This is a genomic window from Rhodopseudomonas parapalustris (assembly GCF_053772255.1).
In genome coordinates this window covers 43,417-57,872 of the sequence record NZ_JAMKBZ010000018.1, presented here as the reverse complement: position 1 = coordinate 57,872, position 14,456 = coordinate 43,417, and the positions used below count along the sequence as shown (strand labels likewise).

General features: G+C 66.8%; 12 protein-coding genes. 3 read left to right on the top strand and 9 right to left on the bottom strand.

The window, feature by feature from the left end; genetic code table 11:
• The first annotated feature begins 37 nt into the window (after positions 1 to 37).
• The gene (gene ilvD / locus M9H71_RS16340) at positions 38 to 1,888 is read left to right on the top strand and encodes a dihydroxy-acid dehydratase (protein WP_455406014.1); all 1,851 of its coding nucleotides are present in this window, start codon (positions 38 to 40) and stop codon (positions 1,886 to 1,888) included.
• Between the two features lie 445 nt (positions 1,889 to 2,333).
• Here ilvD and M9H71_RS16335 read toward each other — a convergent pair whose 3' ends face one another.
• Positions 2,334 to 3,140 carry a gamma-glutamyl-gamma-aminobutyrate hydrolase family protein gene (locus tag M9H71_RS16335; protein ID WP_455406013.1) on the bottom strand — a complete coding sequence of 269 codons (807 nt, stop codon included), beginning with the start codon at positions 3,138 to 3,140 and terminating at the stop codon, positions 2,334 to 2,336.
• Positions 3,141 to 3,382: 242 nt separating this feature from the next.
• Here M9H71_RS16335 and M9H71_RS16330 point away from each other — a divergent pair, with 242 nt between their 5' ends.
• Positions 3,383 to 5,194 (top strand): chloride channel protein, encoded by a 1,812-nt coding sequence (locus tag M9H71_RS16330; RefSeq protein WP_455406012.1) that lies wholly within the window; start codon positions 3,383 to 3,385, stop codon positions 5,192 to 5,194.
• A 132-nt stretch (positions 5,195 to 5,326) separates the two neighbouring features.
• The gene (locus M9H71_RS16325) at positions 5,327 to 5,803 is read left to right on the top strand and encodes a hypothetical protein (RefSeq protein WP_455406011.1); all 477 of its coding nucleotides are present in this window, start codon (positions 5,327 to 5,329) and stop codon (positions 5,801 to 5,803) included.
• Positions 5,804 to 5,852: 49 nt separating this feature from the next.
• Here the strand turns inward: M9H71_RS16325 and atzF are convergent, their stop codons facing one another.
• The 8 genes from atzF to M9H71_RS16285 form a co-directional block, all read right to left on the bottom strand.
• Positions 5,853 to 7,658, bottom strand: coding sequence for an allophanate hydrolase (atzF, locus tag M9H71_RS16320; RefSeq protein WP_455406010.1), 1,806 nt, complete (start codon positions 7,656 to 7,658; stop codon positions 5,853 to 5,855).
• Entirely contained in the window at positions 7,655 to 8,401 is a 747-nt protein-coding gene (locus M9H71_RS16315) for a GntR family transcriptional regulator (RefSeq protein ID WP_455406009.1), read from the bottom strand. Before M9H71_RS16315 ends, atzF begins: the two co-directional genes overlap by 4 nt.
• Entirely contained in the window at positions 8,398 to 8,793 is a 396-nt protein-coding gene (gene hpxZ / locus M9H71_RS16310) for an oxalurate catabolism protein HpxZ (protein WP_455406008.1), read from the bottom strand. The genes M9H71_RS16315 and hpxZ overlap by 4 nt, the downstream gene beginning before the upstream one ends.
• Positions 8,794 to 8,795: 2 nt before the next feature.
• Positions 8,796 to 10,187 carry an AtzE family amidohydrolase gene (locus M9H71_RS16305; protein WP_455406007.1) on the bottom strand — a complete coding sequence of 464 codons (1,392 nt, stop codon included), beginning with the start codon at positions 10,185 to 10,187 and terminating at the stop codon, positions 8,796 to 8,798.
• A gap of 13 nt (positions 10,188 to 10,200) precedes the next feature.
• Complete coding sequence (locus tag M9H71_RS16300; RefSeq protein WP_455406006.1) at positions 10,201 to 10,380, bottom strand: DUF4089 domain-containing protein; 180 nt, start codon at positions 10,378 to 10,380, stop codon at positions 10,201 to 10,203.
• Positions 10,381 to 10,526: 146 nt separating this feature from the next.
• A complete protein-coding gene (locus M9H71_RS16295; RefSeq protein ID WP_455406005.1) occupies positions 10,527 to 12,359 on the bottom strand; it encodes a dipeptide ABC transporter ATP-binding protein in 1,833 nt (610 codons plus the stop codon).
• Positions 12,360 to 12,361: 2 nt separating this feature from the next.
• A complete protein-coding gene (locus M9H71_RS16290; protein WP_455406004.1) occupies positions 12,362 to 13,273 on the bottom strand; it encodes an ABC transporter permease in 912 nt (303 codons plus the stop codon).
• Between the two features lie 10 nt (positions 13,274 to 13,283).
• Positions 13,284 to 14,297, bottom strand: coding sequence for an ABC transporter permease (locus M9H71_RS16285; RefSeq protein WP_455406003.1), 1,014 nt, complete (start codon positions 14,295 to 14,297; stop codon positions 13,284 to 13,286).
• Positions 14,298 to 14,456 lie beyond the last annotated feature (159 nt).

Sequence of the window (14,456 nt, the reverse complement as noted above, 5' to 3'; positions counted from 1 at the left end):
CGCCTTCCGGCGACGGACATTTTCACGGAACAGTTCAATGCCTGCTTATCGCTCGAGAACGACGACCCACGGCCGCAACATGGCCGGCGCGCGCGGCCTGTGGCGCGCGACCGGTATGAAGGATTCCGATTTCGGCAAGCCGATCATTGCGGTGGTCAACTCGTTCACTCAGTTCGTGCCCGGCCACGTCCATCTCAAGGACCTCGGCCAGCTCGTCGCGCGCGAGATCGAAGCGGCCGGCGGCGTCGCCAAGGAGTTCAACACCATCGCGGTCGACGACGGCATCGCGATGGGCCACGACGGCATGCTGTATTCGCTGCCGTCGCGCGAACTGATCGCCGACAGCGTCGAATACATGGTCAATGCGCATTGCGCCGACGCGATGGTGTGCATCTCCAACTGCGACAAGATCACGCCCGGCATGCTGATGGCGGCGATGCGGCTCAACATTCCGGCGGTGTTCGTCTCCGGCGGCCCGATGGAAGCCGGCAAGGTGGTGCTGAAGGGCAAGACCCACGCGGTCGATCTGATCGACGCGATGGTCGCCGCCGCCGACAGCGCGATGAGCGACGAAGACGTGCAGACGATGGAGCGCTCGGCGTGTCCGACCTGCGGTTCGTGCTCGGGCATGTTCACCGCCAATTCGATGAATTGCCTCGCCGAGGCGCTCGGCCTGGCGCTGCCGGGCAACGGCTCGGTGCTCGCCACTCACGCCGATCGCAAGCGGCTGTTCGTCGAGGCCGGCCATACCATCGTCGATCTGGCACGGCGTTATTACGAGAGCGACGACGCCTCGGTGCTGCCGCGCAACATCGCCAGCTTCAAGGCGTTCGAGAACGCGATGACGCTCGACATCGCGATGGGCGGCTCGACCAACACCGTGCTGCATCTGCTCGCCGCGGCGCGCGAGGCCGAGCTCGACTTTTCGATGAAGGACATCGACCGGCTCTCGCGCCGCGTGCCGTGCCTCAGCAAGATCGCGCCGTCGGTGCCCGACGTTCATATGGAGGACGTGCATCGCGCCGGCGGCATCATGGCGATCCTCGGCGAGCTCGACCGCGCCGGCCTGCTCGATACCTCCTGCACCACGGTGCATTCCGAAACGCTCGGTGCAGCGCTCGCGCGCTGGGACATCCGCCAGAGCAACAGCGAGAGCGTCCGCACCTTCTTCCGCGCCGCGCCGGGTGGCGTGCCGTCGCAGACCGCGTTCAGCCAGGACCGCCGCTACGACGAGCTCGATCTCGACCGTGAAAAGGGCGTGATCCGCGATGCCGCGCACGCCTTCAGCAAGGATGGCGGCCTCGCCGTGCTGTACGGCAACATCGCGCAGGAAGGCTGCATCGTGAAGACTGCCGGCGTCGACGCCTCGATCCTGACCTTCTCGGGTCCGGTGAAGGTGTTCGAGAGCCAGGACGATGCGGTGTCGGCAATACTGACCAACAAGATCGTCGCCGGCGATGTCGTGGTGATCCGCTACGAAGGTCCGCGTGGTGGTCCGGGTATGCAGGAGATGCTGTATCCGACCAGCTACCTGAAATCGAAGGGCCTCGGCAAAGCCTGCGCGCTGATCACCGACGGCCGGTTCTCCGGCGGCACGTCGGGTCTGTCGATCGGCCACGTTTCGCCGGAAGCGGCGGAAGGCGGTCTGATCGGTCTGGTGCGCGACGGCGATCGGATCTCGATCGACATCCCGAACCGCACCATCAGCCTCGACGTCTCCGAGGCCGAGCTCGCCAAGCGCGGCGAGGAGGAGCAGGCGCGCGGCGACGCCGCCTGGACGCCGAAGGACCGCAAGCGCAACGTCTCGGCGGCGCTGCAGGCCTACGCGATGATGACCACCAGCGCCGCCAATGGTGCTGTGCGCGATGTGAAACGGCGGGGTCGGTAAGCTGAACTAAGCGGCTGACGTTCGGCTGGGCAGCTTTGTTTTGATCAACTCAGAGCTGCCCGCTACTGAGCCCAGTACAAGCACCTCCTCATTGTGAGGAGGCGCGAAGCGCCGTCTCGAACCATGTGCCACAGGCATCCGTGGCCTCATCGTTCGAGACGCCCCCGCTGCGCCCTTCGGGCTACGCCGCGGCTCCTTAGAGCCAGACCGGAAATGCGGGCAGCAAATTTAAAGGCTTTTGTAAGTCGTTCAATTGACGATTAGTTTCGTCATGGCCGGGCTTGTCCCGGCCATCCTCGCCTTTCTTGCTGCGTTCGCTTCAACCCGTCATGCCCGGCACAAGGGCGGGCATGACGGGTTGAAATGAAAGTGCTTGATTTCATCGCCCGTATTTCCAGTCGGGCTCAGGACGAGGACGCAGTGCGTGGGGCAATGATGCTGTGCCCTAGCCTGACCGCCGGAGCGCGGCGAACGGCTGTTGCCGCTTGTCGCGATACGCGGCGACGGCTTCGCCGAAAGCGAGAAACAGTGCGCGGTTGATCGGATTGACCTGCGGATCGTATTCGGCGTGCCACTGCACGCCGAGCGCGAAGCCGGGCGCATCGGCAATGCGGATCGCCTCGATAGTGCCGTCTTCCGCGACGCCTTCGATCACGATGCGCGGGCCGGGCTCGAGAATGCCCTGACCGTGGAGCGAATTCACCCGGATCAGATCGCGGCCGAGCAGGTGGGCGAACACGCCACCTGCTGTGAGCTGCACGTCGTGGCGATCGGCGAATACGACCGTCGGATCGGGATGGATCTCGCCATTCTCCAGCCGCGGCATGCGGTGGTTCATCCGCCCCGGCAGCTCACGGATCTCCGGATGCAGTGAGCCGCCATAGGCGACGTTCATCTCCTGGAAGCCGCGGCAGATCCCGAACAGGGGTATGCCGCGCTCGACGCAGGTTCGCACCAGTGCCAGCGCCAGCTCGTCACGGGGCTGATCATAGGGTTCGTGGCGAGGATTCGGCTCGACCTTGAAATGCGTCGGGTGAACGTTGGCGCGGCCGCCGGTCAGCAAAATGCCGTCGACCACGGCGAGCAGATCTTCGATCTCGGTAAATTCGGACGAGGCGCCGAACATCAGCGGCAGAGCCCCGGCAACCTCGGCGACCGCGCGAAGATTGCGCTCTCCCACATGCTGGACCGCATACCGATTCTCGGCGAGATGGGCGTTGCCGATCACCCCGATCACCGTTCTGCCCGCCATCCTGTTCCTCCCTGACAACCCTCGGACCATACAGCCAAAATGGCGAAAATCGAGCCCAACGATACCGCCGGAACTGGTTGTCAGCTCTGCGCTGGCGAACCCACCGATCAGCCGGTAGAAGCGGGCGCGTGTCGGCCGAGCGCACGTTCGCAACAGGCCGTCGCTGCCCCGTATTTCACCAGGATTCCCCGCAGCCATGGGCCACGCGTCATGACGAGTGTCGTTTCAGCCGGGGGCACCCGATGAGTGCAGTTTTGGGTCCCGAGTCGCCGGCGGTTTCCGGCAGCGCTTCTGCCTCAGCGGCGCCCGGACCCTGGCGGCTGCCGGCCTCCCTGCGTAACTTCGTCCGCAACCGGGAAATCGGCCTGGTGCTTGTCGCAGTGGTGATCGGCCTGCTCTCCGGTCTGCTGGTGGCGATCATCTGGCACGCGAGCGAATTGGCTCACGCCGTGCTGTTCGACATTCCGTTCGACACCCGGCTCAGCGCCAACGGCGTGATCTCGTGGCAGCGGACGCTGTTGGTGCCGCTCGGCGGCGCCGTCATCCTGACCATCATCGGACTGTTCTACGCCGGCCGCTTCAAGGGGCGGCTGGCCGACGCGATCGAGGCCAATGCGCTGTACGGCGGGCGGATGTCGATGCGCGGCAGCCTGCTGATCTCGTTGCAGACCTTGCTGTCGAACGGTTGCGGCGGCTCGGTCGGGCTGGAAGCCGGCTACACCCAGATCTGCGCCGCGCTCAGTTCGCAGATCGGACAGCGCCTCGCCGCCCGACGTGCCGACATGCGGCTGCTGGTCGCCTGCGGTGCCGCGGGCGCGATCAGCGCCGCCTTCACCGCGCCATTGGCGGGGGCATTCTTCGCATTCGAAGTCGTGCTCGGCGCCTACACCTCGGCCAGCCTGGTGCCGGTGATCGCCAGCGCGGTGTCGTCATGGCTGGTGATGCGCAACCTCGTGCACACCTCGTTCCTGCAGATCCCCGGCGTGCCGACGCCGGCGTCGGTCGAGATGGTCGGACAGACCATGCTGATTGGTGTGCTGTGTGCGTTTGTCAGCATCCTGGTGATGCTGGCTGTGGCGTTCTCGGAGCGGGTGTTTCAGCGCATCACCGTGCTGCGCGGCGGGCTGCGGCTGGTGATCGGTGCGGCTCTGCTCGGCGGGTTGGCGCTGCTCACGCCGACCGTGCTCGGCTCGGGCCACGGCGCGATGCAGCTTCTGCTGATGAGCGACCCGACTTGGCTGATGCTGGCGACCACGCTGGTGCTCAAGTCTCTGGCGTCTGCGATTTCGCTCGGCGCCGGCTTTCGCGGCGGTCTGTTCTTTGCCTCACTGATGCTCGGCGCGCTGATCGGGCAGCTCTACAGCACGGTGCTATTGCCGTATTTCCCGAACATCGCGTTGCAGCCCGGGACAGCGGCGGTCGCCGGCATGGTGGCGTTCGGCACTGGAGTGATCGGCGCACCGTTCAGTATGATCTGTCTGGCGCTCGAACTGACCGGGGACTTCTGGGTGACGATCGGTGCGGTGGTGGCGGCCTCGACGAGCGCGCTGATCGTGCGCGAATTGTTCGGCTACAGCTTCGCGACCTGGCGCTTCCATCTGCGCGGCGAGACGATCCGCGGCCCGCAGGACATCGGCTGGGTCAAGCAAATCAGCGCCGCGACGCTGATGCGGTCGGATTTCGCCTCGGCGCAGGACGATCTGCCGATCTCGACCGCGCAGAAACTGTTTCCGCCAGGCCGCGTCAAACAGATCGTGTTGCGACGGGGCGACGGCAGCTATGGCGGAATCGTCAGCTCGGCGGAACTACACGGCCTCACCGACGCCGATCACGATACGCTCGCGACGTTGGCGCAGCAGCGCCATCAGTACCTGCTTCCGAGCGTCACCGTGCGCGACATTCTCGCCACCTTCGATCGCAGCGAGGCAGACGTTTTGGCGGTCGTCGACAGCGCTGCGACGAGGCAGGTGATCGGCACCGTCAGCGAGGCCCATGTGCTGCGAACCTACTCGACCGAACTCGAGCGGCGTCATCAGGAAGTGTTCTTCCGCTGATCGATGCACTGCCGGCTCCGCGCCTGTGCTCGCAAGTTCGTGACAAAGGTTCCCGCTGCGGAGCCTTGCTCAGTGCACGGCTTCTCCTAGCTGTACCGAGCGCCCGCGGTTGGGCGCTCTACGGAGAAAATGATGCCGCACCACGATAACGTCGCCCTTTCGGGCGTCATCCAGCACGTCTTTGCCCATCGCTTCACGCTGGAAGCGCAAGGCGAAACCCATCTGGCAGATCTCGGCCCGAAGGGCGCGGAGGCGTTTCCGCTCGCAGCGGGACTGGCCGTGACGCTGGAGGGCGAGCGTCGTCCTTCCGAGATCAAGGTCACGCGGATCGCTGCGCGAGGCCGCGACGCCGTGCTGATTCATCACAAGAAGCCGCACCATCCGCCGGGGCATCATCATCCCGACGTGCCGGCAGATCCGAAACGTGTGCTCGCGGCGGTCGAGTCCGCGGGCTGGAGCGCGAAGGGCGATCCGCAGCGCAAGCCGAAGCATTTCGAGGTGCTGGCGCGGCAGGGCCGCGGTCCGTGGACCGAGCTTCACGTCGATTTCGCCGGCACGATCTACAAGCAGAAATCGCCCGATCCGGCGAAGTGGTCGGTTCACGCGTAGTTGGACGTCGGGGCAGCGCGACGCGCTGCCCCTCTCGTTTGCGAGGAGGTCAACCCGCTTTGGCGAGCCCGGCCATATAGGCGCGCCAGCCGCCGAAATGGGTGATATCGCGTGCGCCCTCGAGGGCGGCCGGTTCGACCAGAAAGCCCTTGACCTTCGTGCCGTCTGCCAGCGTGATCGTGCCGATCGACAGCGGCTGGGGGATCGCGGCGACGAAACGGCCGAATGCGGATGCCGACAGCGTCCAAACCTCCACCGCGATCGCAGCGCCCGCGCCACGAGCGACCCGTAGCATCCCCGGCTTCGGTGGCACGGTGCCGCTGAGCGCATAGAGCTTGTAGTCCGGCGCTGTGGATGTGGCGCAAGCAAGCCGGCCGTCGAGCGCGGTGAGCTCGCCGTTCAACGCCATGCCGGAGAGATGCGCACCGACCACCGCGATGGCGATTTCGTCGGTAGAGGCACCATCCGCGATCGGGGCCAGCGGCGGTTGCGGCCGGCGACTTGCTCCGATCGGCAACCCGGTATCGGCATGGAAGACACGCCCGAGACTGGCGAGCACGGCGTCGCGGCCTGCGGGTGCCAGCAGCGTGATGCCGAACGGAGTGCCGTCGCTGCGGATCGACGCCGGCAGCGCGAGGCCGCAGAGGTCGAGCAGATTGACGAAATTGGTGTAGGTGCCGAGCCGGCTGTTCAGCGTGATCGGATCGGCCTGCACCTGTTCGACCGTGTAGGCGGTCGGCGCGGTCGGCAGCACCAGCACATCGATGCCGGCGAAGCTGCGCTCGGCGATCTTGCGCAGCGCCTGCAGCCGGTACAGCGCCGCGAAAGTGTCGGCGGCGGACTGTTTGGCGCCGGCGAGGGTGATCTGTCGCGTCACCGCGTGCACCGCGTCCGGTTGCGTGTCTAGCAGCTTCCGGATCGTCAGGTAGCGTTCGGCCACCCACGGCCCTTCGTACAGCAGCCGCGCCGTCTCGTAGAGCGGTTCGACATCGATCTCGACCAGCTCCGCGCCGAGCCGCCGCCAGCGCTGCAGCGCCTCGTCGTAGCTGCGCGCCGCGGTGTCGTCGCCGAAGAACTGCAGTTGATCTTCTTGCGGCACGCCGAGCCGCGCGCGCTCCGGCGTCGCGGTGATCGCCGCCACCGGCCGTTCGCGCGAGAACGGATCTTCGGCGTCCGGCCCCGTCATCACCTGCAGGGCGGTGATCGCGTCATCGGTGGTCAGTGCGAAGATCGAGACGCAGTCGAGCGTGCGGCACGCCGGCACCACACCCGTGGTCGCAATCATCCCGAGGCTCGGCTTCAGCCCGACGATGTTGTTGAGCATCGCCGGCACCCGCCCGGAGCCTGCCGTATCGGTGCCGAGCGACAGCGGCACCAGCCCGGCACCGACCGCGACCGCCGAGCCGGAGCTCGACCCGCCGGGCACCAGATCGCTGCGCATTGCGTTGCGCGGCACGCCATAGGGCGAGCGCACGCCGACCAGCCCGGTGGCGAATTGATCGAGATTGGTCTTGCCGATCACAATCGCGCCGGCGGCGCGCAGTTTGGCGACTGCGGCGGCGTCGCGCGCTGGCTGGTAAGCGAACGCCGGGCAGGCGGCGGTGGTCGGCAGGCCGGCGACATCGATATTGTCCTTCACCGCGACCGGCACGCCGTACAGCGGCAGCAACGGATCGCGCGCCGTCAGCGCGACCGCTTCGGCGATCACATCGGCCTCGTCGCGCAGGGTGATGAACAGCGCCGGATCCGCATAGGCGCGGATGCGCTGGTAGCACCGCGCGATTGTCTGCGCCGGCGTCGTGGTGCCGGCGCGATGCGCGGCGACGATTTCACTGATGGTTTCGAATTGGCTCATACCGACACCGCGTAGATTTCATATTCGTCACGCACCAGATCGATGTGATGGCGCATCGCCTTGGCGGCGCCATCACGGTCGCCGCGCAGAATCGCGATCACCACGCGGTCGTGCTCGGCGTGCGACTTCGCCAGCCGGCCGAGATTGCGGAACTGGGCCCGGCGGAACGGCTGCACCCGTACCCGTGTCGCCAGCGTGATCTCGGCGATGTAGTCGTTGTGCGCGCCGGCATAGATCGCGTTGTGGAAGTGTTCGTTGACGTCGTGGAAGCGCTCCGGATTGCCCTGCGAGCTGAGCATCCGCAGCTCCTCATGGATCGTCTCCAGCGCCCTCCGCTCCAGCGGCGTCATGCGTTCGGCGGCGAAACTGGCGCACAGCGCTTCGAGTTCGGACATTGCTTCGAACATGCCGGTCAGCCGTTCGAACGACGGCTGCGCCACCACTGCGCCGTAGTGGGGTCGCGATTCGACGAGGCCGCTGGTGACGAGCTGCCGCAGCGCTTCGCGCACCGGCGTGCGCGACACCTTGAAGCGTTGTGCGATCTCGGTTTCGTCGAGCGCGGCGCCGGGACGGAGCGTGCCGCGAACGATCTCGTCCGCGAGCTGGCGCCGTAGCTCCTCGGCGCGGGTGATCTTCACCGGCGCCGGTGCGACCCGAGCCAGCCGCACATCGGGCTTGATCACTCCGGCAGGGATCGGAGATGACTTGCCTCGGCGTGGAATGAGGGCCTTGTCGACACTCATGGCGACGCTCGCGGCTCGTCGATGATGCTGACATGGGCCGCGACGATGCGCCAGCCTTCGGCAAATCGCACCCAGGTCTGCATCTGGCGTCCGACCTTGCCGGGCGCGTTGTCGCGGTAGAACAAGGTCGATGCGACCGCGGTGTCGCGGCCGTAAGCTGTGATGATCGTGCGCGCGGTGGTGCGCATCAGTCCGGTCGGCGAGCGGGCGCCGCGGAATGCCTTGATCTCATCATAGCCGTAGAGATTTTCGCCGCCGCCGTAGCGAAGCGTCCGCGGATCGTTGTGGAACAGCTCGTTGAGCGTGGCGACGTCGTTGCCGACAAGCGCGGCCTCGTAGCGGGCGAAGGCTTCGCTGACTTCGGCGACGACTTCGGGCAGATCGATATCCATCTTCAGAAACCTTCTGGCCGCGGTGCGCGGGCGACGCCGGCGCGTTCCAGCGCCGCGGCCACGCGCAGCGCGATGTCCTCGCGCCACGGCGCGGCGATGATCTGCACCCCGATCGGCATCGGCTCGAGCGGGATTGGGGCGGCCACCACCGGCAGGCCGATGAACGAGATCGGCTGGGTGTGGATGCCGACGTTGGCACGCACCGGCAGTTCGACACCATCGAGCGTGAAGGTGACCTGCCCGAGCTTGGGGGCGACGCAGGGCGTTGCCGGGGCGATGATGACGTCGACCTGCTCGAACAATTCGAGCACGCGGGCGCGATACCAGCGCCGGAATTTCTGCGCGCGGTCGACCAGCGGCGCCGGCACCATCGCGCCGGCCAGCAGCCGGTCGCGCACCGCGGGATCGAAGTCATTCGGCTGCCGCCGCAGCCGGTCGAGATGCAGCGAGGCACCTTCGGTCGTGCTGATCACGTAAGCCGCGGCGCGGGCGCGGGCGGCTTCCGGCAGTTCGACCGAGCGGGTGACGCCGAGCGCCTTCACCACGCGGCCAACGGCTTCCTGCGCTTCCGGAAACACATTGGCCTCGAAGTAACCGCCGGCCTTCGCGATCCGTAGTCCATCAATGCCTTGGGCGAGCAGGCCGGAGACCGGCTCGGGAGCCCGCGTGGTGCAGGCGGCGTCGCCATCGTCCGGCCCCTGCATCGCGTCGTAGGCCAGCGCCAGATCGGCGGCACTGCGCGCCAGCGGACCAAGGTGATCGAAGCTCGCCACGAATGGGAACGACCCGGTGCGCGGCAGCCGTCCGTAGGTCGGCTTCAGTCCGAAGATGCCGCACAGCGAGGAGGGCACGCGGATCGAGCCGTTGGTATCCGAGCCGAGCGCCAACGGCACCTCGCCGCCGGCGACCGCAGCGCCCGATCCGCCCGAGGAGCCGCCGGTCATCCGGGTGGGATCGTGCGGATTGCGCGACGGACCGTCGTGAATGTTCTCGCCGGTGAAGTCGTAGGCGTACTCGCCCATGTTGAGCGCGCCGATCAGCACGGCGCCGGCCGCTTCCAGCCGCTTGATCAGCGGTGCATCGTCGGCGGCCGGGCTGCGGTCGCGGTTGATCTTGGAGCCGGCCCGGGTGGGGAGCCCGGCGACGTCGAACAGGTTCTTCACCGCGAACGGCACGCCGGCGAGCGGGCCGATGCTTTCGCCGCGTGCGATTGCGGCGTCGATCTCGCGGGCGCGAGCGCGGGCACGCTCGGCAACGACATCGGTGAACGCGTTGAGCGTCGCGTCGGCCTTGGCGATGCGCGCAAGTGCGGCCTCGGTGGCGGCGAGCGCAGTGGTGGTCCGGTTCGCCACGGCTGCGGCGGTCTCGGCGGCGGTCATCCAGTCAGTGGACATGGCGGAACTGATCTCAGGCACGGAACACGCTCGCAGGTTCGGTCTCGTCGGGAAGCGGAAATTCATCGACCAGCCGCCCCAGCTTCAGCGAGACTTCGAGATTGGCCCGCACCGCGGGCTTCCACGCCGGATCGATCGGCAAATCCAGCGCGGCGGCGACGGCGTCGATGTAGGAGTCGAGAGAGTCGGTCAAAGCAGGCCCCTTTCAAGTAACAGGTTGGTCATTCCGGGGCGCGCGCAGCGCGAACCCGGAATCCCGAGATGATAACAGCGAGATTCCGGGTTCGCTCGCTGGCGCGAGCGCCCCGGAATGACCATGGAGAATTGTGCATCGCGTCATCACGCTGCCGACGGTGGATGCGGGATCGCGGTGAGGAGTTCGCGGGTGTAGTCGTGCTTCGGGCTGCCGAGCACCTGCTCGGAGGATCCTTGCTCGACGATCTTTCCAGCGCGCATCACGATGACGCGGTCGCACAGCAGCCGCACCACGTTGAGGTCGTGCGACACGAACAGGTAGCTCATCCCCATCGATTGCTTGAGGTCCTGCAGCAGGTTCAGCACCACCGCCTGCACCGAGACGTCGAGTGCCGCGGTCGGCTCGTCGAGGATCACCAGCTTGGGCCGCAGCGCGATCGCACGGGCGATGCCGACGCGTGCCTTCTGGCCGCCGGAGAGCTGATGCGGAAAGCGGTCGAGCAGATCGAGCGGCAGGCCGACCTGCTCGGCCAGCTCCTCGCAGCGGGCGCGCACCGCACTCCGGCCTTTGATCTCGTCGAGCTGCAGGATCGGATCGGCGATCGCGCGCGCCGCGGTGAAGCGCGGGTTCAGGCTGTCGGTCGGATCCTGAAACACCATCTGGATCGACTTGCGCAGCGGCAGCCGCGCGAAGCGTTGCGGCAGGATGGTGCCGATCTCCTCACCATCGAACACGATGCGGCCCGAGGTCTGGTCGAGCAGCCGCATCAGCATCATCGACGTGGTCGACTTGCCGCAACCGGACTCGCCGACCAGTCCAACGCTTTCGCCGTGCCCGATCTGGAAGCTGATGCCGTCGACCGCACGAAACACCTCCGGCTCCGGTGACGGCCCGCGCGAGAACAGCCGGCTCAGCGTCGCAGTCGCCCCCTGGCGCGGATATTCCTTCACCAGCTTTTCGACCAGGAGGAGGGGAGCGGCCTGCTCCCTCTCCCCGCTTGCGGGGAGAGGGGTGGGGTGAGGGGGCGTCTCCGCGAGGCCGAGCGCTCCGACTCGTGGAGACGCCCCCTCACCCGGATCGCTGCGCGATCCGACCTCTCCCCGCGCGCGGGGAGAGGTTTGCGCTGTGCCGTGTTCGGTCGCGGTGCTTCGCTCACCTTCCGGCAAAAGCTCCCGCAGACTCACCCCGAGGCGCGGCGTCGCGCGCATCAGTTTCTTGGTGTAGGGGTGCTGCGGATTGGCGAAGATGTCGGCCGCGGAGGCGGTTTCGACCACGCGGCCCTTCTCCATCACCACCACGCGATCGCAATAGGCCGCGGCGAGGCCGAGGTCGTGGGTGATCAGGATGGTCGACAGCCCGCGGCTCTTGGTCAGCTCAACGATCAGGTCCATCACCGCCTTCTGGGTCGTGACGTCGAGTCCGGTGGTCGGCTCGTCGGCGATCAGAAGCTGCGGATTGCAGGCGAGCGCCAGCGCGATCACCACGCGCTGGCACATGCCGCCGGAGAGCTGGAACGGATAGGCGTGGTAGCGCTCGCGCGGCCGCGCGATCTTCACCGCCTCCAGCGCCGCGATCGCCTTCTCGCCGCGATCGGCCGAGGTGGACTGCACATGCTGGCGCAGCACGTCTTCGATCTGGTCGCCGACCTTGCGGATCGGATTGAGCGCGGCGCGCGGGTTCTGGAAGATCATCGAGATCTCGCGCCCGCGCAGGTCGCGCATCTGGTGCTCGCTGGCCGCTTTGAGATCCATGCCACCGAACATTACCGAGCCTTCGGCGATCCGTCCGGCACGATCGAGGATCCGCATCACCGCGTAGGATGTCACCGACTTGCCGGAGCCGGACTCACCGACGATCGCCAGCGTCTCGCCCTTGCCGACACTGATATCGACATGCTGCACCGCCTTGACGATGCCGCGGCGGGTGACGAATTCGACCGTGAGATCTCGAACATCGAGCAGGGGCTGGGTGGTCATGATTACGTCCTCCGCTGCGGATCGAAGATGTCGCGCAGGCCGTCGCCGAGCAGGTTGAAGCAGAACACGGCGATCATCAGCGCGAGGCCGGGGAACAACGCGATCCACCATTCGCCGGAGACCATGAACGACGCGCCTTCCGCGACCATAATGCCCCATTCGGCGGTCGGCGGGCGCACGCCGAGGCCGATGAACGACAGGCCGGCGGCGTTGAGGATGGCGTAGCCCATCGTCAGCGACATCTGAACGATCATGATCGGCATGATGTTCGGCAGGATGTGCACCAGCAGGATGCGCATCTCGCTGTTGCCGGACAGCCTTGCGGCCATCACGAAGCCGGCGTCGCGGCGCACATTGGCTTCGGCGCGGGCGACGCGGGCGTACAGCGGGAAGTTCACGATCGCGGTGGCGATGATGATGTTCTGCACCGTATTGCCGAGCGCCGCGACGATGCCCATCGCCAATACGAACAGCGGAAACGCCATGATGGTGTCGGCGATGCGGCCGACGATGCGGTCGGTCCAGCCGCCGAAGTAACCGGCCGCGACGCCGGCGAGGCCACCCATCAGGAACACCAGCACCACCGAGGCTACCGCGATGAAGACGTCGAGCCTCGTCGCAACGACGACGCGGCTGAAGATGTCGCGGCCGAGCTGATCGGTGCCGAACCAGTTGGTCGCCGACGGTGGCTTCAGCGCCTGCGCGGTGTTGCTGGCGAGAGGGTCGTGCGGCACGATGTAAGGCCCGAACAACGCGGCGAACACGATCACCACCAAGAGGCCGAAGGCGAACGCGGTGACGCGATTGCCGCCGAGCACGTAACGCGCATGCGAGATCATCTCGGCAAGGCCGGAGCGGCGCGCGGGCTTGGCGGGCGCAGTCGGTTCGCCGATCGGAGGGGCGACGGTGGTCATGGTCATGCTCCTAGCCTTCCAGCCGGACGCGTGGGTCGATCACGCCGTAGAGGATGTCGATCACCAGGTTGAGCAGCACGTACATCACCGCCATGGTGAGCACGAAGCCTTGGACCGGGGCGAAGTCGGATGCGATCAGTGCCTCGACCGCGTAGGAGCCGATGCCGGGCCAAGCAAACACCTTTTCGACCAGCACATTGGCGCCGAGCAGGAACGAGAACACCATCGACAGAGTGGTGATCACCGGCAGCATCGCGTTGCGGAACGCGTAGGTCATCGTCACCTTGCGTGGCGACAGGCCGCTGGCGCGGGCGGTGCGGACGAAATCCGATGCCAGCACTGCCAGCATCGAGGCACGGGTCATGCGCGCGATCGGTGCCAGCGAGAAGATCGCCAGGGTTGCTGCTGGGAGCAGAAGCTGGCTCAGCGCCGAGCGGAAGGTCTCGAAGTCGCGCGCGATCAGGCTGTCGATCAGATAGAAGCCGGTCACATTGGGGGGCGCGCTGTAGAACACATCGAGCCGGCCGAGCGGCGCCGGCGCCCAGCCGAGCTTGAAGTAGAAAACGTAGACCAGCAGCAGCCCGGTGAAGAACACCGGCAGCGACACGCCCGCGGTGGTCGTGACGCGGCAGAGATGATCGATCCACGAGCCCGGCCGCGTCGCCGCCATGATGCCGAGCGGGATCGCGATCACGATCGCCAGCGCGAGGCCGAGCAGGGTCAGTTCGGCGGAGGCGGGCAGGCGGTTCTTGAGTTCAGTGACCACCGGCTGGCCGGTGGTCAGCGACTCGCCGAGATCGCCGCGGGCGAGGTCGACGGTGTAGCGGACGAATTGCTCCGGCAGCGATTTGTCGAGACCGAGCTTGTGGCGGATCTGCTCGATCGCCTCTTTGCTCGCCGCTGGTCCGGCGAAATACGCCGCCGGATCGCCGGGCAGCGCACGCGTCAGTAGAAAGGTGACGATCACCACCCCGATCAGGCTCGGGATCGCGAACATCAGGCGTTTGCCGATCAGGGTGAGCATTGGATCATACCCTTAAGTCATCGCGTTAGAGAGCATTGCGTCGTCGAACGCCGCGGCCGGCTCCCCTCCCCCTTGCGGGGAGGGGTCGGGGGTGGGGGGGCCCAGGCGCTTTGCCCGCGTCGCCCTCACCCCGGCCCTCTCCCGCAAGCGGGAGAGGGA